Annotated in this window: 14 protein-coding genes and 5 pseudogenes (1 of these 19 running past the window's edge); 9 read left to right on the top strand and 10 right to left on the bottom strand. The window is 69.3% G+C overall.

The window, feature by feature from the left end:
• Window positions 1–61: 61 nt before the first annotated feature.
• Window positions 62–265, bottom strand: coding sequence for a hypothetical protein (locus CED_RS23495; protein ID WP_023840411.1), 204 nt, complete (start codon window positions 263–265; stop codon window positions 62–64).
• Window positions 266–555: 290 nt separating this feature from the next.
• Between CED_RS23495 and CED_RS07475 the strand changes: the two are divergent.
• Window positions 556–1,718: pseudogene (locus CED_RS07475) on the top strand (benzoate/H(+) symporter BenE family transporter).
• A 117-nt stretch (window positions 1,719–1,835) separates the two neighbouring features.
• Here the strand turns inward: CED_RS07475 and CED_RS26085 are convergent.
• The 6 genes and pseudogenes from CED_RS26085 to CED_RS07445 form a co-directional block, all read right to left on the bottom strand.
• A pseudogene (locus CED_RS26085) lies at window positions 1,836–2,514 on the bottom strand (uracil-DNA glycosylase).
• A 509-nt stretch (window positions 2,515–3,023) separates the two neighbouring features.
• Window positions 3,024–3,695 (bottom strand): annotated as a pseudogene (locus CED_RS25115) (alcohol dehydrogenase catalytic domain-containing protein); the annotation flags it as partial.
• Entirely contained in the window at window positions 3,679–4,299 is a 621-nt protein-coding gene (locus CED_RS07460) for a Uma2 family endonuclease (RefSeq protein WP_235186947.1), read from the bottom strand. The gene CED_RS07460 and the pseudogene CED_RS25115, both read right to left, overlap by 17 nt.
• Before the next feature lie 992 nt (window positions 4,300–5,291).
• Window positions 5,292–6,740: pseudogene (locus CED_RS07455) on the bottom strand (ATP-binding protein).
• A gap of 510 nt (window positions 6,741–7,250) precedes the next feature.
• Complete coding sequence (locus CED_RS07450) at window positions 7,251–8,159, bottom strand: NAD(P)-dependent oxidoreductase (RefSeq protein WP_035909471.1); 909 nt, start codon at window positions 8,157–8,159, stop codon at window positions 7,251–7,253.
• The gene (locus CED_RS07445) at window positions 8,156–8,551 is read right to left on the bottom strand and encodes an NAD(P)-binding domain-containing protein (protein WP_035909470.1); all 396 of its coding nucleotides are present in this window, start codon (window positions 8,549–8,551) and stop codon (window positions 8,156–8,158) included. Before CED_RS07445 ends, CED_RS07450 begins: the two co-directional genes overlap by 4 nt.
• A 143-nt stretch (window positions 8,552–8,694) precedes the next feature.
• Between CED_RS07445 and CED_RS07440 the strand changes: the two genes are divergently transcribed.
• The gene (locus CED_RS07440; RefSeq protein ID WP_035909467.1) at window positions 8,695–9,054 is read left to right on the top strand and encodes a helix-turn-helix domain-containing protein; all 360 of its coding nucleotides are present in this window, start codon (window positions 8,695–8,697) and stop codon (window positions 9,052–9,054) included.
• A 397-nt stretch (window positions 9,055–9,451) separates the two neighbouring features.
• Here the strand turns inward: CED_RS07440 and CED_RS07435 are convergent, their stop codons facing one another.
• Together CED_RS07435 and CED_RS07430 are read right to left on the bottom strand one after the other, a co-directional pair.
• Complete coding sequence (locus tag CED_RS07435) at window positions 9,452–9,859, bottom strand: type II toxin-antitoxin system VapC family toxin (protein WP_035909464.1); 408 nt, start codon at window positions 9,857–9,859, stop codon at window positions 9,452–9,454.
• Entirely contained in the window at window positions 9,856–10,092 is a 237-nt protein-coding gene (locus tag CED_RS07430; protein ID WP_035733247.1) for an AbrB/MazE/SpoVT family DNA-binding domain-containing protein, read from the bottom strand. The genes CED_RS07435 and CED_RS07430 overlap by 4 nt, the downstream gene beginning before the upstream one ends.
• A 1,068-nt stretch (window positions 10,093–11,160) precedes the next feature.
• Here CED_RS07430 and CED_RS07420 point away from each other — a divergent pair.
• The 7 genes and pseudogenes from CED_RS07420 (at window position 11,161) to CED_RS07395 (ending at window position 19,053) form a co-directional block, all read left to right on the top strand.
• The gene (locus tag CED_RS07420; protein ID WP_011437673.1) at window positions 11,161–12,012 is read left to right on the top strand and encodes a DUF72 domain-containing protein; all 852 of its coding nucleotides are present in this window, start codon (window positions 11,161–11,163) and stop codon (window positions 12,010–12,012) included.
• 96 nt (window positions 12,013–12,108) lie between these two features.
• On the top strand, window positions 12,109–12,861 hold the full coding sequence (locus CED_RS07415) for a response regulator (protein ID WP_035909459.1): 753 nt from the start codon (window positions 12,109–12,111) through the stop codon (window positions 12,859–12,861).
• A gap of 470 nt (window positions 12,862–13,331) precedes the next feature.
• The gene (kdpF, locus tag CED_RS21415) at window positions 13,332–13,421 is read left to right on the top strand and encodes a K(+)-transporting ATPase subunit F (RefSeq protein ID WP_023840421.1); all 90 of its coding nucleotides are present in this window, start codon (window positions 13,332–13,334) and stop codon (window positions 13,419–13,421) included.
• Window positions 13,422–15,083, top strand: coding sequence for a potassium-transporting ATPase subunit KdpA (gene kdpA / locus CED_RS07410; protein ID WP_011437671.1), 1,662 nt, complete (start codon window positions 13,422–13,424; stop codon window positions 15,081–15,083).
• 99 nt (window positions 15,084–15,182) lie between these two features.
• Window positions 15,183–17,247: pseudogene (gene kdpB, locus CED_RS07405) on the top strand (potassium-transporting ATPase subunit KdpB).
• Between the two features lie 2 nt (window positions 17,248–17,249).
• Window positions 17,250–18,146, top strand: coding sequence for a potassium-transporting ATPase subunit C (locus CED_RS07400; RefSeq protein WP_035909456.1), 897 nt, complete (start codon window positions 17,250–17,252; stop codon window positions 18,144–18,146).
• Window positions 18,147–18,354: 208 nt separating this feature from the next.
• Window positions 18,355–19,053, top strand: coding sequence for a response regulator (locus CED_RS07395; protein ID WP_035909454.1), 699 nt, complete (start codon window positions 18,355–18,357; stop codon window positions 19,051–19,053).
• Window positions 19,054–19,139: 86 nt separating this feature from the next.
• Here CED_RS07395 and CED_RS07390 read toward each other — a convergent pair whose 3' ends face one another.
• A protein-coding gene (locus CED_RS07390; RefSeq protein WP_035909448.1) for an ATP-binding protein crosses the window boundary here: on the bottom strand, window positions 19,140–20,295 show its end. It continues 1,409 nt past the right edge of the window; the window shows 1,156 of its 2,565 coding nt (coding positions 1,410–2,565); the start codon falls outside the window, past its right edge; it ends in the stop codon at window positions 19,140–19,142.

The following is a 20,295-nucleotide window of genomic DNA, read 5'->3' as shown; positions in this document are numbered from 1 at the left end:
ATGGCCCGGCCCGGCGGCCCGGCGCACCACCTTCCCGCGTCCGGACCGCGGCATCCTCCCACTACAGGCCGTGCAGTGACAGGCCGTGCAGTGACAGGACGTGCAGTGACAGGACGTGCAGCGCCTCCCGGCGGGCCTGGGCATCGGAGGGGTGGGGACGCCCGGTCGTGACGCTGTCCGGCGAACGTCCGTCGGGCAGCACCTTCCAGGGCGCCAGGTTGTGGAGACGGGAACTTCGTGTGAGCGGACGATCCCGCCGCCCCACACCCCCACCGCTCGCGCCCCGGGAGAGCCCGGGGCCGGGCTGGTCACCCGCGGCCGGGTGCCGGTGGCGGCCGTGGCCTCGTGACGGGTGCCGTATCCGCGGTCCGTTTTCATGGTCCGCCGCCGAACGGCCGACAGTAGTGTTCCGGGGATGGAACAGCGCGATCGTGACCTTCCGGACCTACCGTCGGCGCCGATCCCGCTGTCACCGTGAGCGACGGCGGTTCAGGCCGGTCGGATCCGCCGGATCCCGCGGACGGCGAGGCGGCTTCGGGGGTTCGGGGCACCCATCTGGTCAGCGCAGGCGCCGTCACGGCGCTGGTCGGGTTCGCGAGCACGGCCGTCGTGGTGCTGGCCGGGCTGCGGGCGGTCGGGGCGGACCCCGCGCAGGCAGCCTCGGGCCTGCTTGCCGTCACCGTCACCCAGGCGCTCGGGACGCTGTGGCTCAGCCGCCGGCACCGGATGCCGATCCTGCTCGCCTGGTCGACGCCGGGCGCGGCGCTACTCGCCTCGACCGGCGCGGTCGACGGTGGCTGGGCGGCGGCGGTCGGGGCCTTCGCGGTCTCGGCGGCCTGATCCTGCTGACCGCGCTGTGGCCCCGCCTCGGGACGCTCATCGCCGCGATCCCAGCGCCGATCGCGCAGGCGATGCTCGCCGGTGTCCTGCTCTCGCTGTGCCTCGTGCCCGTCCACGGGCTGGTGGACCATCCGGCGCTCGTCGCGCCGGAGGTCGTGGTGTGGCTGGTGCTGCTGCGGGTCGCGCCGCGCTGGGCGGTGCCGGCGGCGTTCGCCGCCGCGGTGGTGGCGGTCGGGATCTGGTTCGGCCGGCACGGCGGGCCCGACAGGCCGCTGCTGCCCCGGGTCGCGCTGACGGCACCGACGCTGAACTGGGCGTCGATGCTCTCGCTCGCGGTTCCGCTCTACGTCGTCACGATGGCCTCGCAGAACGTGCCGGGTGTCGCGGTGCTGTCCTCCTACGGGTATGCGGTCCCCTGGCGGGAGGCGATGACGGTGACCGGGGTCGGCACCGTTCTCGGCGCGTTCGCCGGCGGCCACGCGATCAACCTGGCCGCGATCACCGCGGCGCTCGCCGCGAGCCCCGACGCGCACCCCGACCCGCGACGACGCTGGGTCGTCGCCCACCTCGCCGCCTGGACCTTCCTCGCCCTCGCCCTGCTGTCCACGCTCCTGGTGACGGTCGCGGCCGCCGCCCCCACCGGCGTCACCACGGCCCTCGCGGGCCTCGCCCTCGTCGGCACACTCGCCTCGGCGCTGACGTCGGCCCTGGCCGACCCGGCCGAGCGGCAGGCCGCGGTCGTCACCTTCGTCGTCGCGGCCAGCGGCGTCACCCTCGCCCGCGTCGGCGCCGCCTTCTGGGCCCTCGCCGCCGGCCTCCTCGTCCGCGCCGCCCTGCGCCGCGGCCCCNCCCCCGCCGGTGCCCCCGCGCAACGCTGACCGGCACCCTCCCGGACCGCAGCCCGCGGGGCAGGGCATCTCACGTCTGCCGGGGCGCCGGTGTCGGCCACGGTCAGGCGCCGTGTCCCGGAGCTTCCGGGCCGAGCGGCGGGCGGGTCACGGGAGGCTCCAGTCGACCGGCTCGGCACCCTGGCGGCGCGGGAGGTCGTTGGCCCGGCTGAACGGCCGGGACCCGAAGAAGCCCCGGTCGGCCGACCGCGGTGACGGGTGGGCGGACTCGATGGTCGCGGCACCGTCCAGGAACGGCCGCAGGCTGCGGGCCTCGGCACCCCACAGGATCGCGACCAGCGGCCTGCCCCGCCCGGCCAGCGCCCGGATGGCCTGTTCGGTGACCGGCTCCCAGCCTTTGCCCCGGTGCGAGCCCGGGCTGGCGCGGCGCCGTCGTCAGCGCCCGGTTCAGCAGCAGCACCCCCTGGCGCGTCCAGCCGGTCAGGTCGCCGGTCGAGGGCCTCGGCACGCCGACGTCCGCGCACAGCTCCTGGAAGATGTTCAGCAGACTGCCCGGCAGCCGGCGCACCTCGGGTGCCACCGCAAAGCTGTAGCCGATGGCCATTCCCGGGGTCGGGTAGGGATCCTGTCCGACGATCAGCACCCGCACGTCGTCGAACGGCTGCTGGAAGGCCCGCAGGACATGCGGGCCGGCCGGCAGGTAGCCGCGCCCGGCGGCGATCTCCGCCCGCAGGAAGTCGCCCATGGCGCTGATCTGCCCCGCCACCGGTTCGAGGGCATGCGCCCAGCCTGGCTCGACAAGGTCCCGCAGTGGTTGCGCCGGCATGGCCGGCCATGCCTACTGCGCACCACCGACCGCCCCTGCCTACGCCCCACCGCGGCCGAACTTCCAGCCGGGAATGTCGCCGATGGCCGATGGCCGATGGCGTGGTGGCGTGGTGGCCGGTGGCGTGGTGGCCGATGAGGCGGCGGGTGTCCCGTGCTGTCCCGGGGCCCGGGGAGGCCCGCTGCGCCGTCGGCCGGGTGGCGCCGTCGGGCGTGGTGGCGCTCGGCGGTGCCGGCTGTCCCCGCGGGGGCCGGGTCGCAGAGGCCGGGTCGCAGAGGCCGGGTCCGCGGGGGCCGGGTCGCAAAGGCCGGGTCCTCGACGTGGGCGCGTTTCCCGCCGCCGGCCGTCAGGCCGGTTTCGACGCGACACCCTCGTAGGCGAAGCCGACCAGGGCAGTTCCGGCCATCGGGTATGTCCTGGCCGACTCCAGGGTCAGCCCGGACCGCCCAGCGCACCTTCGCCACCCAGCCGGGCGTCGTGTAGTCGACGACGGCATCGGCCCCGAACTCGACCGCGACGTCCGCCTTCGCGGGACTGCCCACGGCAGCAATCACGGTCGCGGCCCCGGCAGCCTTGGCCCGCTGCACCAGAAGCGAGCCGATCCTGCCCGCCGCCGCAGTGATCAGAGCGGACTCGTCGGGCCGGACCTGGATGGCCGACACCAGGCCGACGGCGATGGCGCCGGCCTGGAACACCGCCACAGCGGACCCGAGGGTGAGCCCCTCGGGCACCTCGTAGACGCTGTCGGCCTCGGCCAGGGCCAGCTCCGCGTNCCCGCCGGTCATCCCAGCCGTGCTCGCCACCACCCGCTTGCCGGTCAGCGACGAATCGACGTCCGGTCCGACGGCGGCGACCCGGCCGCCAACCTCCAGGCCCGGGATGTACGGCTTCGGAAACGGATACCGGCCGGACCGCACGATGACGTCGCCGTAGCCGACCCCGGCCACCTCGACAGCGACCAGCACCTCGCCGACCGACGGCTTGGGATCCTCGATTTCCTCGACCCGCGGGACCCCCGGCGGGCCGAACTCCCGCACCCCCGGGACGAGTGAAGCGATGGCGCCACGCTGATCCGCGACATCCAACCGTGCCAAGATCGTCTCGCACGGCTTGTAACAAATGACTGGGAGGGCCAAAATTGGTCCTGTCGACCTGTCGGGACGCTCAGAAAGCCAGGTCATCCCAGGTGATGGTGATCGGGATGGGGTTGGTGATTTCCGGTGGTCCGCCGGCCTCGTCTTTCATGAGGGTGCCGAGGTGTTTGTAGAGCATGCTGGCGCGGTCGAGGGCGTAGCGTTCGATGCTGGTGACGCCGTCGTTGTCGAGTCGGATGATCCAGTAGTGCTGGATGCCGGCGCGGGCGTATTCGCCGAGCTTGTCGGTGGTGTCCTGGGTCTCTGAGCCGGGCGAGACGATCTCGATGACGAGCAGGGCGTGTTCGGCGCGGAGCCGTTCGCCGCGGTCACGATCGAGGCAGCGGTAAAGGATGACGTCGGGCCGGCGGTTGAGCAGGGGGATGTCGCGGAGCCGCAGGTCGACGTCGTTGTTGACCGTCAGGCAGCCGTACCGGCCTGACTTCACGGCGTTCCGGGCGTGCCGCTCCAGCAGGTTGGCGAGCCGCCGTCCCGCGGTCTGGTGGTCCGGGGCGGGAGCCTCACAGAAGATGATGTAACCGTCGACGATCTCGATCGACCGGGCGATCTCCTCCGACAGCGCCTCGTACTCGGCTGCCGTCACGCGCGCGGGCTGCGGGCGCAGGTCGCGCAGCCAGCTGTCCTCTGGCAAGGCCGTCGTCACCATCGCCTCCCGGGCGGATGAGTCGTCACGCGTCCAAGACGTCGGTGGGACGCGACCATCCGATCCCAGCGTAGATCCTGGGCTCGCGTGGACGCGCATCGCAAGGCAACGCGACCGCGTCGAAGCCGCAGCCGCCGTCGGGGCGCCCCTCCGCGGCAGGGCCGTGCCCCGGACCGGCCACGGCCGCGCCGGTCTGTGACCACCGCTGGGTGGTGTGATCTCCTCGACAGGATTGCAACCAGACGGATCTCTGTACAGAGGAGTATTCGACGTTCACGGTCGCGCGTGACGTGCGTCGATGCAGCTCAGCACACCGCATAGCCGGATAGTCCTCATAATCCTCCGGTCGTGGGTTCGAGCCCCACCAATTTTTTGATCATTCCTCCGACCTGGGTGGATGCGGTTTACGATCTATCCCTTTGAGATCCAGGGCTGTGGAACGATCCTGGTCAGGACCTCGACAGGTGGTCCGAGCCCCGCCTGGACGACCAAACCCGCAGGTAGATGCCCAGATCTAGGGCCGCCGGGGCTTCTGTCGAGCAAGGTCATCCCGCGCCGCCGCGCCCGCACTCGAGACCGGGAAGTGGATCCCTCCGTCAAGGTCACCCGCCGTCCAAGGTCGGCGCGGGGATCACGGAGCGTGCCCGTGCAGGGTCGTCAGATGCCTGCGGCAGGCCATGAACCCACTCATCCTCTGATGACTCTGCGTGTACATCGGCGTCCACGAGTTCCGTCGCTGTGGCTCGACTGATCGCGCGGCCACACCACGCGGAGTGCAGGCCGTTTCGCCCCATGCGTGGCTTTCGGGGCACATCAAAGGACCACGCATGGGGCGCCGATGCTTCTCACCGTGACCAGCGGCGGTGACGTGATTCATCTGGCTCGCGCGGTGGACTCGGCGTCATCTGGCCGGGNGGAACATGGGGNTGGGCCAGGCATGGTCCAGGGCGTGTAGTGGTTGGCGGGTAAGGATCGATCGGCTATGAGTCCGTCCGCTGGTAGGTGGTGGCCCTGCCTCTGCCGCCGAGTTGAAGGATCAGCCCGCGGCCGCGCAGGTTTCGCAGGGCCTTGCGGATGTTCGGAGCGGACAGCCCGAGCTCTTCGGCGAGGTCGCTGACTGTTCGTCCCTGACGGGTCAGGGCCTGGTAGACGCGACGCTCCGTGGCGCCCAGCGGGGGCTCGGCGGTTGCCACGGGCGTGGCGGNCGCGNANTNGNNNNGGNTGACGGTGAACCGGATGCCGCTGTCCACGTAGTGGGCTGACGGCAGGCCACAGTCGGCGAGAGCCTCGGTGACGGTGGGAATCCCGCTGGCGAGGGCTTCGATAACCCGAGCTCCGGTCTGCGCAGAGCGGACGTGCTGGCAGATCGCGACCAGGCTGGCGTTGCGGGCGGAGGTCACCGCGTCGCGTCCGAGCCGGTCGACGGTGATGCCNTACAGGCCGCCGGGATTGGTCACTACCAGGCGGTCCCGCAGAAGCCGCACTTCGACGGCCAGCCCGGCGGACCAGTGATCGAGGTCGCGGTGGATCAGCGCGTTGGCGACCAGCTCACGGAAGGCGACGAGTGGGTAGATCGGACGGTCACGAACGCTGCCGTCCATCTCGGCGACGATGGCGGTGTCGAAGGTATGTCGGGCCCAGAGCAGCGCCGCGTCGAGCATCCGCGGGACCGGTCCGCTGATGGTGACCTGGTTGCGGGCCCGCGTTGCGGCGGAGCCGGTGGGCAAGGGCTGCGCGGCGGCTTGGATGACGTAGCGAGGGAACCACTGTTGGGGATGGACCCCGAGAGCGAGCAGTCCCGCGACAGTTGGCTGCCCGCCATCCATCGTGACCCCAGCCCGGCGTAGGAGCTCGGTGTCGTCGGGAAAACGGCCGAGCCCGGCCGGGTCGCGTTCGCGGACNGCGAGTAGAAAAGCATCGACGAGTTCGGTGTCCAGCTCGTCGATGGTGGCGTCCTCGACAGGTGAACGGTCGAACAGCGGTGGCTGGCGAGCGGCCAGGAACCCCTGTTCCTCCACGTCAGACAGGGCGTAGTCGCCGTCGTAGCCACGTAGGTACGCCCTGCCGGTCGCGGTGACGCGACAGGGCTTGGTCGACCGGTCGCACTCCTGGACCTGCGCAACCACGACCGCGGCCCCGTCAACCTCCCCGTCTTCGATCGTGAGACGGACCGGCGGTGTGAATGCCCGGGCCCTGGCAGCCAGGCCCTGCTTGAGTACCTGCGGGTCGCTGAGCTCGACGGGGCGGAACCCGGCCCGCTCGTCGAGTCCCAGGATGATGGTCCCGCCCCCGGGCTGATTCGCCAGCGCGCTCAGCGTAGAGGTCAACGAGGCGGGTAACCCGCCGGCGGCAGACTTGACCTCCACCTCGGTGGTGTCGCCTCCCGCCGCGCGCAGGAAGGCGATCGTCTGGCTCACGTCACGTGGCACACCCAAATGTAACCACGACGGAGTTACATTTGGCGTGTGGCGGTTACATTTGGCGGTTGTGGCTCGCGCCCCAAGATCGGAGAACATGGAAGATCGACGGCGGGACGGTCGACACTGGCTGCGAGGGGTACCGACCGGCCGCCCTCCCCTCGATCGCAGGAAGGTCGACGCGACCACGACGCCCAGCGGTCACGATCATCGGGCGGTCTGGAAACGGGCGGCCTGGAAACGGGCGGAACCGCCCGGCGTAGACGAGGAAGAGCTTGTCCGGGATCCGGGCCGGTGGGAGCCGCACGCCCCTTGCCGGATTGCGGATGATCCGGGTACGTCGGGCGGCCGGTTGACTCCACGACTCGTGACGCTATCCGATCATCACCCACCGGCCCGCGAACGCCACACGATCACCAAACAAGATCTACAAGGCCGCCGCGCAACCGACGTGAACAGCTACCCTGTGCCAGGTACGCAGCTTGCGTGGNCCGGTGGTAGGACCGTGGTTCTGGTCGTTCCTCAGTCGCAGCCTTTGAGCATCTCGTAGAGAACGGTCCAGTTCTCGGTGCCGCGGCCCGCGGTGACGGCCTGGTCGTAGTGCGCCTTGACGGCTTTGGGCAGCTGTGTGTCGATGCCGGCCTTCTCACTCGTCCACACGATGTGGTTCGCTGTGGCGCCCATCATCCGTGCCGTGCTGAGGTCGCCGGGGTGTTCGCCGGCCTCCAGGCGCCGGGCCAGGTCCCATCCGTCTCCGATCATCGTCGGGATGTCGGTGAGGGTGTTCAGCGCGCCGGGTAGGAAGTCGGCGGCCGGGACACCGGCGGCGGTGACGAGCGCGGTGGCGTGGAGCAGGCTTGACAGGGCGGTGAGGAAGACGTCGAGGTGCGCCTGGTAAAAGAGCTGGGCCAGGCCTGGGTCCTCCCCGAGGTACCGGGGCTCGCCGATCAGTCTGAGCGTCGGTTCGTGTATGTCGAATACCGCGCGGGGCCCGCTGTAGAACACATGTGCCCCTGGACCGCCGACGGCGGGAGCGGGCACCATGACGCCTCCTGTCACGAAGCTCGCTCCGTGTCTGGCCGCCCATCCCGCCGCATCCCGGGAGGCATCGGGGGTGTCCGAACTGAGGTTGACCAGGACCTTGCCGGCAAGGACAGCGGAGGGTCGCGAACTTTCGGCGACCGGGTCGAGGATGTCGTACATCGCCTGGTAGTCGGTGAGGCTGAGGATGGTCAGCTCGCTGGCGGCGACCGCGGCTGTCGCTGTGGGTGCCAGCGTGGCGCCCCTGACGATGAGGTCGTCGGCGCGCCCCTCGGTGCGGTTCCACACTGTCACCGGATGGCCGGACCGCAACAGGGACGCGGCCATTGCCCGACCCATCGGGCCAAGGCCGACGACCGTCACAGGAGACAGACCGCCCTCGCCGCTCATCGGGAGCTCCTGAGCTCTTCGAAGATGCGGGCGGTGCCCTGCTGGCCGTATCCGGCGGTAATCTGCCGGCGCACGATGTCGTGGACGGGCCGCAGCACCTCGACATTGACGCCCTGGTCCAGGCTGGCCGTCACCAGCGATTCCAGCGCGGCTTCGGTGAACTCGACCACAGAGTGCACCGACCGATGGTCAAGCAGGCAGGCGACGACCACCCCGCCGCCGATGATCGCCTCCTCGACGGTCTCGGCGACGGTGGCGCCACGATCGCCGAGAGCCCGTGCTCTGCCTGGAGTGTGGTTCCACACCACGGTTGGTCGGCCGGCGTCGAGAGTCGCGGCGGCGAGCGCGCTGCCCATCGCGCCCANGCCCAGGAAGGTCGTACAGGTCGTCATGGATTGCCCTCGCTCCGCTCGGTGGTCTGACTGGCGTGCCGTCCCGACTCTCCGCCCGAACCTTCCCCACCGGCAAGTACCTACAATTTTGTTCAATACTTACCAGGAAGTAAGTGGCCAGCTGAGGCGAGGTTGAGGGTCTGATGGCGACGAGCGCGAGGCGCGGTCCCTACGTCTGCGGCATAGACGCCGGTATGGACGTGGTGTCAGGGAAGNGGAAGTCGCTGATCCTCTGGGAGCTGAACAACCACGGAACCCGGCGGTTCGGAGAGCTGCGGCGCGGCCTTCCCGGCGTCAGCGAGAAGATGCTCATCCAGCACCTGCGCGAGATGGAGGAGGACGCCCTGGTCCATCGCGAGGTGTATCGCCAGGTCCCGCCCCGGGTCGAGTACTCCCTCACCGAGCATGGCATCTCACTCAACGAGGCCCTCCGCCCGCTAGGCGAATGGGGGAAACGACGTTGCGAGCGCCTCGCCGTCGAGGACGCGCTCGAATCCGCGTAACCGGCCGCGCCTCGATCACCACGATCCCCACGATCATGGTGACGAGGCGGACCGGAGCCGCCGGAACCACCAGGTTTGCGGAACGCACGTTCGACTCGGATACGGATGGTGCCGGCTGGGCGGTCATCGGGCACCGCCGCTGGTCGGCGCCCGGGTCCCGACGGGCGAATGATGATTTCAGGACCCATCTGGGCGGCGTCCNTGCTGACCCCGCGGACCGCTCCGGTCGTGTCGCTGTCGCCATGGGCGTAGAGGGTGTATGGACGGCCGATCGTAGCTTCCAAGATCGAATAGTAGACGACGTCGCAGAACTACCGGAAAGTCGGATCCATCAATTGATTACGCGGCGCGTCCGCGAGGATCGGGAAGTGAAACGTACTCGGAGTCGCGAGCCACCTCAAGCGACAACAATGACCTTGACTCCAAGCGCGTCATAGGTCCCGCGTGCGCGAGCATCCCTCGTCGCGAGGGCCAGGCCGTGCTCCTTGGCAGCCAAAGCCACCAGCCCANCGTAGACGGCGCCCCCAACAATACCGACGCGACTCAACGTCGCGTGAACCTTCCGCGCATGCGGTCCGCTCAACGTNAACGGTGCAGTGAAGCGCACGTCGAGCAGACGCGCGGCGTCCGGCCCGGACAGTCTCGCGTCGCCGGGCATTCTGGTGAGTANCGAATAGGTCTCCACCAGCGCATACCCACTCAGCGCAAGCTCCCGCCCGCCCCACCATTGCACCACATCCGCGTGGTGCGTGTGCGAACGTACCAGGAGCGGAACCGCGACACTCGTGTCGACCGCAATGGTCACCTGCGGCCTGCGTCAATGAGGCCGAACAGGATGTCGTCGTCGACGGGCGTATCGCCGGCTGACACGAGCACACCATCCTCCTCGACGAGGCGCGCGGTCCTGCCGGCAGGCACGATCTGGACACCGGCGCCATAGGGCGAGATGTCCACCTTCGTTCCCGGGAACAGGCCCAGCGCCTCGCGGAGGAGCTTGGGCAACACGATCCGGCCCGCCTGATCGACAACGGCTTCCATGGGAAAACGATACCATTGTGATCCCATCGCCGGAGGCCTCGCCAGCCAGGGCGCGATGTTCCTCCGGGTCTGGAACCTCGCCCCCCACAAGGCCGGGCGAGATGATCGCGACTCCGGCGTCCGCATCCCCGCGTCGGTGGATGCGGCGGATCATTGTCGTGCGGTCGGCAAGAAGCGTGACATGAGCGGCGCGGTGTCCGGCGATGCGGTGTCCGGCGGCGCGGTGTCCGGCGGCGCGGTGTCCGGCGGCGCGGTGTCCGGCGGCGCGGGTCGAGGCCGTCAGCTCGGCGAGCAGGTCGGAATCGAGGATGGTCATCGGCGCGATCACCGGGTCCTCGGGACCCTGGAGAGCAAGACGGAGCATCTCGCTGACCGCCTGGCGCCACAGGGGGACGTCGCGGAAGTCCCGCCGAAGAATAGTCAGGTTCAGCCAGACCAGCATCGCCCAGCACCCACACACCACGATCGAGGCCCGCGGTTGACGAACGGCCCCCGGGGTCCGACCAGTCTGTGTGGCCCTCATGCGGTGGCGGTCTCCACGCACCGCCGCACGAACAGGCCGCCGTTCCCCAAGGCCGCCGATCCCCAAGACGTCGTCGAGCAGTCGCCGCATACGCTCGGTCTCTCGTCGGCGGTGCAACCGCGGATGTCAGCGGATGTCATCCGAAGCCGCCGTTGCCCAGTACCTCGGCGAACCGTCTCCGGTCAGGGCGTTTGAGGCGGGTCGGNGNTGGNGCCGACGCCNGGACCCGGTCACAGGAAAGCTGTCGCGCTCGGAGAAGCCCAGCAGCCCGGCGGTATCAGTTCTCTCGTCCAAGTTGCCGGATCCGTGGCTGCGGGCCCTCCAGCTCCGGAGCTTGAAGGGCTCCAGATCCGTAGGTCAACTAGACTTCGCCAGTACGGAAAGGATAGTGGATCGCTGGAGCGCGGGCTGTCGGCCCGCGGCGCACCGGACGCCGGGGGCGGACTCGACGCCCGGACTACAGTACCTGTGGCACGGTCGCGACTTGGCGGGCGAACTCGGTTCCGGCTGCCTCGGGNGCAGTTTGTTNATGGAGGGCTTGGGTCATGCGTCTTCATGTGGGGTGCGCGATGTGGGCTCACAAGTCATGGCAAGGGCGCTTTCTGGCGCATCCGCTCCCGCCTCACGAACGCCTGCGAAACTACGCCAGCTGGTGCAACGCGGTCGAAGGGAATGCAACGTTCTATGCGACTCCGGCCAGGAGCGCCGTGGCCTCGTGGGCGCAGCAGACCGACGCCGACTTCCGATTCGTGATCAAGCTGCCAAAAACCATCACGCACGAACGCCGCCTGACGGGCGTCGACGAAGCGTTACACGCCTTCCTGGAAGCGATCGAGCCACTCGGCCCACGGGCCCATGCCCTCTGGATACAGCTACCAGGATCGTTCACCCCGGCCGACGTCCCCGTGCTTGCCCGCTTTCTGCGCCGGCTCACCAGGTCCCACCGGTACGCTGTGGAGGTCCGCCACCCCGCATTCTTCAACGACCCTCGCGCAGCGCGACTTCTCGAAGGAGTCCTTGCCGCCGCGACCGCCGAATGGATTCCATTCGACACCACCACATTCTTTCAAAGCCCGCCAGGCAGCGATGCCGAACGAGAAGCCTGGACCAGGAAACCGCGCGTGCCGCTCCGATCGCTCGCGTTGACCGACCGGCCGATCGTCCGCTACCTCGGCCGCGACGCCTCCACGCAGACGATCAAAGGCTGGCAGCGTTGGATTGACACTGCCATCGAGTGGCTGCGCGAGGGTCGATCACCCACCGTGTTTATTCACACCCCGGACAACGCCGACGCGCTACTACTCGCCCGCTGCTTCCACGATGACGTACGGGTACGGGTNCCTGAGCTCGATGCACTGCCTCAGCCGATACCGACCGAGCCCCTGACCCTCTTCTGATCCGGACGGGCGAAGGCGCAGGGGGCGAGGATGAGGGATGATGCCAGGTTAGGAGGCGCCGCCGGTCCGGAGGTGGCTGGAGGGGACGGGGCGGATATGACCCGTCTTCTGTTCGTGGAGGACGAACCGCAGCTGCTGCGGGCCATGCGAATCACCCTGCGCGCTCGGGGGTTCGAGGTACGCACAGCGCTGGACGGCCGGCACGCGCTGTCGGAGGCGGCGTCGTGCCCACCCGACCTGGTCATTCTGGATCTTGGCTTGCCCGACATGGACGGCGTTGAGGTCATCCAGGGGCTACGGGCTTGGACCGGGGTTCCCATCATCGTGTTGTCCGGTCGCGCCTCGGGCCACGACAAGGTGGCCGCGCTCGACGCCGGCGCCGACGACTACGTCACGAAGCCGTTCTCGATCGACGAGTTGCTGGCCCGGGTCCGGGCCGTGACCCGCCGCGCCACCAGCGCGGAATCGGTGACCGTTGTCGACCTCGGCCGGTACCGGATCGACCTCGGCGAAAAGCGAANCAGCTCACGAGACAGCGCCGACGCCGACGCCGACGCCGACGCGGGCAGCGGTCATGAGGATCCATCCGCGACCGGTGGAGAGGACAAGCCGGACGGTCCACGCCTCACCCCGACGGAATGGCGGCTGCTGGAAGCACTGGTACGCCACCCCGGCAAGCTCGTCAGCCATCAGCAGCTGATCAGCCAGGTCTGGGGTCCCGGCGTGGCGGACGACAGCTCCTCGCTCCGCCTCTACATCAACAAACTGCGTCGCAAACTCGAACCCGACCCGACCCGACCCCGCTACCTGACCACCGAACCGGGCCTGGGCTACCGCTACCAGCCGTAACCACCACGCCTCATTGGCACTCACGGTGGCGTCCGGACACCCCGGCGTCCGGACACCCTTCGCGGGGATCACCTGGACAGGGCGGGGCGGACCGGCCTGGTCCCCGCCCGGGCGGCTGTCCGTGGACCACCGAGAGGTGTTCTGCGTCTCATCCGGGTTGTGCACACCGAGTTTTACGCGGGTGCGGATCTCGTCCGGGTCGGATGCCGTGTGAGCGCCGTGTTGAATTTTCGGGATTGGGCGTCATTGGACCGTTAGCTTCGCTGGTCCGCTGGCGGCAAGGGCTCGATACTGGCACCTGCCATCAGGCCAGGACACCGGCCAAGGCGGCGACATTTGTTCCGATCTCATCCAGATCCGATCTCATCCAAAGTAGAAGGCAGGAGTTCCGTGCGTGACGTTGTCTTCGTACTGCTGACCCTTGCGGTGTTCGCGGTACTCGGGCTAACCCTCAAGGCGGTGGAGAAGCTGTGAGCGTGGAGAACATCGCCGGCCTGATCCTTGCCGTAGCTCTCACGATCTTCCTCGTGGCGGCTCTGCTGTCCCCGGAGCGGTTCTAGATGGGCACGAACGCCGCAGGCGTCATCTTCATCGTCTCGATGGTGCTGGCTCTTGCCCTGACTTACCGGCCATTTGGCGACTATATGGCCCGGGTGTATATGAGCGGGAAGCACCTGCGGGTGGAACGCGGTATCTACCGGCTGGTCGGGGTGGATCCGGACGCCGAGCAGCGCTGGTCGGTGTATGCACGCAGCGTGCTGGCGTTCTCGCTCGTATCGGTGCTGTTCCTGTACCTGTTCCAGCGGGTGCAGAACCACCTGTGGCTGGCGCTGGGCCTGCCGGCGGTCAAGCCGGACCTGGCGTGGAACACGGCGGTCAGTTTCACCACGAACACGAACTGGCAGGCCTATTCGGGTGAGTCGACGATGGGCCATCTGGTCCAGATGTCCGGTCTGGCGGTGCAGAACTTCGTGTCCGCCGCGGTAGGCATCGCGGTGGCGATCGCGGTGGTGCGCGGCTTCGCCCGGAAGAAGACCGACCAGCTGGGAAACTTCTGGGTGGACCTGGTCCGCACCGTCGTGCGGATCCTGCTGCCGGTCTGCGCGCTCGCGGCGATCGTGCTGATCGTCGGCGGCGCGATCCAGAACTTCCACGGGAACACCACGGTCCCCACCCTGGCCGGGGGGGAGCAGGCGGTCACCGGGGGTCCGGTCGCCAGCCAGGAGGCCATCAAGGACTTCGGCACCAACGGCGGCGGCTTCTACAACGCCAACTCCTCGCATCCCTTCGAGAACCCGACCTCCTGGACGAACTGGTTCGAGATCTACCTGCTGCTGTCGATCGGGTTCGCGTTGCCGCGGACGTTCGGCAAGATGGTCGGCAGCACCCGGCAGGGGCTGGCGATCGTCGCGGTGATGGCGGTGCTGGCGCTGGGCAGTCTGGGAGCCAACGAGGTGTTCCAGGCGATCCACCACGGCACGGTGCCGACAGCGGTCGGGGCGGCCCGCGAGGCTACGGAGACCCGGTTCGGTGTGCCGGATTCGGCGCTGTTCGCCACGGGGACGACGCTGACGTCAACCGGGTCCGTCGACTCGTTCCATGACTCGTACACCAGCCTGGGTGGCGCGACGCTGCTGTTCAACATGATGCTCGGCGAGGTCGCGCCCGGCGGCACCGGATCGGGACTCTACGGCATCCTGGTCCTTGCAGTGATCACGGTGTTCGTCGCGGGTTTGATGATCGGACGAACGCCGGAGTACCTGGGCAAGAAGATCGGTAGTCGNGAGATCAAGTTCGCCTCGCTGTATTTCCTCACGATGCCGGTCATCGTGCTGGTCGGCACCGGCCTGGCGATGGCGCTGCCGGGGGAACGGGCGGGGATGCTCAACAGCGGGCCGCACGGCCTGTCCGAGGTGCTCTACGCCTTCACCTCGGCGGCGAACAACAACGGCTCGGCGTTCGCCGGCATCACGGTGAACACCGACTGGTACAACACCGCGCTCGGCCTCGCGATGGCGTTCGGGCGGTTCCTGCCGATGGTCTTCGTGTTGGGGCTGGCCGGATCGTTGGCGAAACAGCAGCCGGTGCCGGAAACCGCGGGAACACTACCGACGCATCGCCCGCAGTTCGTCGGCATGCTAACCGGCGTTACCGTGATCATCGTCGCTCTGACCTTCTTCCCGGCGCTCGCGCTCGGGCCGCTTGCGGAGGGTTTGCACTAGATGTCCACCTCGACCATTGCGGGTACGCCGGTTCCGGCGCCCGCGCCGACCCCGCCGCCGGCTCCCCGGCGAGTGCAGGGGGGGCTGCTCGACCCGACGATGCTCCTGCGGTCGACGCCGGGCGCGCTGCGCAAGCTCGACCCGCGCACGCTGTGGCGCAACCCGGTGATGTTCATCGTGGAGATCGGCGCGGTGTTCACCACCGTCCTGGCGATTCGGGACGAGACCGCGTTCAGCTGGCTGATCACGGTCTGGCTCTGGCTGACCGTGCTGTTCGCCAACCTCGCCGAAGCGGTTGCGGAGGGCCGCGGCAGGGCCCAGGCGGACGCGCTACGCCGCACCAAGACTGACACGATCGCCCACCGGCTGCGCGACGACGGCCGGCTTGAGGAGGTGCCCGCGCCGCGGCTGTGGCAGGGCGACACCGTCGTCGTCGAGGCCGGTCAGTTCATCCCCGGGGACGGCGACGTCATCGAGGGGATTGCCAGCGTTGACGAGTCGGCCATCACCGGTGAGTCCGCGCCGGTGATCCGGGAGTCCGGCGGTGATCGCAGTTCGGTGACCGGCGGCACCCGGGTGCTGTCGGACCGGATCGTCGTGCGGATCACTCAGAAACCGGGCGAGAGCTTCATCGACCGGATGATTGCGCTGGTGGAGGGGGCGAATCGGCAGAAGACCCCGAACGAGATCGCGCTGAACATCCTGCTGGCCGCCCTGACGCTCACCTTTCTGCTCGCTGTCGCGACCCTGCAGCCGTTGGCGATCTTCTCGAAGGCGCAGCTGCCGGGCGTGCCGGACACCGGTGCGCTGAACGGCGACGGCCTGTCCGGGATCGTGATGGTGTCACTGCTGGTCTGCCTGATTCCGACGACAATCGGCGCGTTGCTGTCCGCGATCGGCATCGCCGGCATGGACCGGCTGGTCCAACGCAACGTGCTGGCCATGTCCGGCCGGGCCGTCGAGGCCGCCGGCGATGTCAATACCCTCCTGCTCGACAAGACCGGGACGATCACCATTGGCAACCGGGAGGCACGGGCCTTCGTCCCGGTCGGCGGCACATCGGAGAATGACCTGGCCAGCGCGGCCCAGCTGTCCTCGCTCGCGGACGAGACCCCCGAGGGCCGCTCCATCGTCGTGCACGCGAAGAACACCTACGGCCTGCGGGAGCGCGGTCCCGGCGAGCTCAGCCACGCCCGGTTCGTGGCGTTCACCGCCCAGACCCGGATGTCCGGGGTCGACCTCGATGCGATCGACGGGGGGGGCGAACCGGCAGGTGCGCAAGGGAGCGGCCAGCGCGGTGATCACCTGGGTGCGCGATCTTGGTGGCGCCGTGCCCGCGGAGACCGGGGAGATCGTGGACGGCATCTCCGCTTCCGGTGGCACCCCGCTGGTCGTCGCCGAGGCCACCGATGGCGGCCTGGCCCGCGTCCTGGGCGTGATCCAGCTCAAGGACGTCGTCAAGCAGGGCATGCGTGAGCGGTTCGACGAGATGCGCCGGATGGGCATCCGCACCATTATGATCACCGGTGACAATCCGCTGACCGCCCGGTCGATCGCCGAGGAGGCGGGCGTCGACGACTTCCTCGCCGAGGCCACGCCCGAAGACAAGATGGCCCTGATCAAACGAGAGCAGGCCGGCGGCAAGCTCGTCGCAATGACCGGCGACGGCACCAACGACGCCCCTGCGCTCGCCCAGGCCGATGTCGGCGTGGCGATGAACACCGGCACGTCGGCCGCCAAGGAGGCCGGCAACATGGTCGACCTCGACTCCAACCCGACGAAGCTGATCGAGATCGTCGAGATCGGGAAGCAGCTGCTCATCACCCGCGGGGCGCTNACCACCTTCTCGATCGCCAACGACATCGCCAAGTACTTCGCGATCATCCCGGCGATGTTCGCGGCGATCTACCCCGGGCTGGACGCGCTCAACCTCATGCGGCTGCACAGCCCGCAGTCGGCGATCCTCTCCGCCGTCATCTTCAACGCGCTCGTCATCGTCGCCCTGATCCCGCTGGCGCTGCGCGGCGTCCGTTACACCCCGTCCAGCGCGTCGGCGATGCTGCGTCGCAACCTCTACATCTACGGCGTCGGCGGTCTGATCATCCCGTTCGTCGGGATCAAACTCATCGACCTTGTCATCCAGTTCATCCCGGGAGCCCGGTAACCATGCCTGCGACCCGACTTCCCTCCTTCGTGCGGCAGCACCTCGCCGCCTTCCGCGCACTGCTCGTGCTGACCGTGCTGACCGGCATCGCCTATCCGCTGGTCATCACGGCCATCGCGCAGCTTCCCGGGCTGAAGGATAAGGCGAACGGCTCGTTCGTCACGAACGCCAGCGGCCAGATCGTCGGCTCAGCCGAGATCGGCCAACTGTTCACCGACGACAAGGGCAACCCGATTCCCAAATACTTCCAGTCCCGCCCCTCGGCGGCCGGCGACGGGTACGACCCGACGTCGACGTCCGCGTNCAACCTCGGCCCGGAAAACATCGTCGACAGTTTCGACGACCCGGCCACCAAGGACGAGGACGAAAGCAGCCAGAGCCTGCTCACCCAGGTCTGCGCCCGCAGCAAGGCCATCGGTGACCTGGAAGGGGTCGACGGCCGGCGTCCCTTCTGCACCGCGAACGGCGTCGGCGCGGTCCTGTCGGTGTTCCGGACCGGCGGCACCACCGGACCGGTCACCCGGGTCGTCAGCATCAACGAGGAGTGCCCGGCCGCGCCCTTCGTCGCCACGTACCAAGGCGTCAAGGTCGAGTGCGCCAGGTTCGGCGAGGACTACTCGGCCGGCGTCACTGCGCCGGTCAAGGGGCCGGGTAAGGGCACGGACAACCCGGTCCCGCCGGACGCGGTCACCGCTTCCGGCAGCGGCCTCGACCCCGACATCTCCCCGGCCTACGCCTACCTGCAGGTGAACCGGGTCGCGAAGGAACGCGGTCTCGACCCGGCCACGGTCCACGCGCTGGTCCACGACCACGAAGACGGTCGGGCGCTGGGCTTCATGGGCGAACCCACGGTCAACGTCCTCACCCTGAACCTGGCCCTCGACAGGACGACCAGGTAGCTGGACTGGCCCGGGTGACGCTGGCCCGGGGGCGGTGCGCAGGACCCGTCCCGCGCACCGCCCACTGCGGCCGGGGCACTTTCCCAGACAAACTCCCGGGTCGAAGCTATGGACGGAACGCTCAGCCCCGAGGACNCCCCGGCGGAGGCCTCACGATGGTTCGCNCCCTGCCCGCCGTACCGCTCGGTTCACTGCCGGGAGACGACGCGTGACCAGCGTACTCGTGGTGGACGACGACCCACGGCTGCTCCGCGCGCTACACATCACCCTGCGCGCCCGCGGCTACCAGGTCACCGTCGCCGCGGACGGAAGCCGCGCGCTCGCCGCCGCCGCCGAACACGAACCCGATATCATCCTGCTCGACCTCGGGCTTCCCGACCTCGACGGCGTTGACGTCATCCACGCCCTGCGCGGCTGGACCGCCGCCCCGGTCATCGTGCTCTCCGGACGCGCCGGCAGCAGCGATAAGATCGCAGCGTTGGACGCCGGTGCCGACGACTACGTCACCAAGCCCTTCCGGGTCGACGAACTGCTCGCCCGGCTGCGCGCCGTCGTCCGGCGCNCCCCGCCGCCCACCGAACCGCTCACCGTCGCCCTGGGCGACTATCTGATCGACCTCGACGCACGGCGCGTCACCCGCAAACCCGACAGCGCCCGCCCGGACGGCCCCGCCGAGGTCCGGCTCACCCCCACGGAATGGCACCTGCTCGACGTCCTGGTCCGCCACCCCGAAAAGCTACTGACCTACCGGGATCTGCTGCCCCGGGCCGGCGGGCCCGCACCCAAGGAGCAGAGCCACTACCTGCGCCAGTACATCGGCCGGCTGCGCCACAAACTTGAACTCAACCCGGCACAGCCCCGCCACCTCATCACCGAGCCAGGCATGGGCTACCGGTTCCAACCATGACCTTGTTATCCAGTCATGACCTTGTTGTCCAGTTATGACCTTGTTGTCAAACTATGACCTCGTTGTCTGTTGACCGTCCCGCGATCTCAGGCCGCACCGTCCGCCGGCTGGGTAGAATCGCCGACCGTCGCGACCGGCAGCGCTACCACCATGGTCAGGCCCCCGCCGGGGGTGTCCTCCGGTGTCAGGGTGCCGCCCATCGCCTCCGTCAGGCCTCGGGAGAGCGCGAGGCCCAGCCCGATGCCGCTGGCGTTGTCGGTGTCGCCCAGCCGCTGGAACGGCGTGAACGCCTGGTCACGGTCCTCCGCGGGCAGTCCAGGCCCGCGGTCGATGACCCGCAGCTGGATCCGGTCGTGCAACGCACTGGCGGTGATCAGCGGGGGCTGGCCCGGGGGNGAGTAGCGGGCCGCGTTGGACAGCAGGTTGGCGATCACCCGTTCCAGCAGCGCCGGGTCGGCGTAGGCCAGCGGAAGGTCGTCCGGGACCGTCACAGCCACGTCGCGAGCCGCCGGGCCCAGGTCGCGCAGCACGCCGGGAATCACGTCGTCGAGCCCGACCGGGGCGGGGAACACGCTCAGGCGTCCAGCCTGCAACCGGCTCATGTCGAGCAGGTTCTCCACCAGCCGGGCCAGGTGGTCCAACGCTTCCTCAGCGGTGGCGAGCAGTTCCGCCTGCTCCTCGGCGCTCCACTCGACCTCGTTGCCGCGCAGGTTCGCGACTGCCGCCGAGGCCGTGGCGAGCGGGCTGCGCAGGTCGTGGCTGACGGCAGTGAGCAGGGCGCGGCGGGNGCGGNCCGCTTCGGCGNGNGGNCCNGCTTCCGCTGCCACCTGGGCCAGCCGTCGCTGTTCGAGGGCGACCGCGGCCTGCGCGGCGAAGGCGGTGAGTACCCGGCGGTCCGCCGCGGGCAGCGGCCGGCCCCGCAGGACCAACGTCAGGTTCTCGCTGACCGGTACCTCCGTGTCGGCCTCGTCCGGCCGCAGGCATGGGTCGGGCCCGGCGCTGTCGACCACCCGCCAGCCGTGGCGGTCTGCCTTGCGGGCGCCGTTCTGACCGCCCTCGGCCGCGCGTTCGAGCAGGGCGACCGAGGTCAGCCCGAACGTCTCCCGCACCTGCGTGAGCAGCGCCGGCAGTGCCTGCTCGCCGCGCAGCACGCTCCCGGCCAGGGTCGAGAGCATCTCCGCCTCCGCGGTGGCGCGTACCGCCTGGCTGGTCCGCCGGGCGGCCAGGTCGACCACGCTGCTC

The sequence above is a fragment of the Frankia sp. CeD genome, from assembly GCF_000732115.1.
GTDB lineage: Bacteria > Actinomycetota > Actinomycetes > Frankiales > Frankiaceae > Frankia > Frankia casuarinae.
Note: the sequence above shows the minus strand (reverse complement) of the source record. Positions and strands in the feature narration are given on the sequence as shown.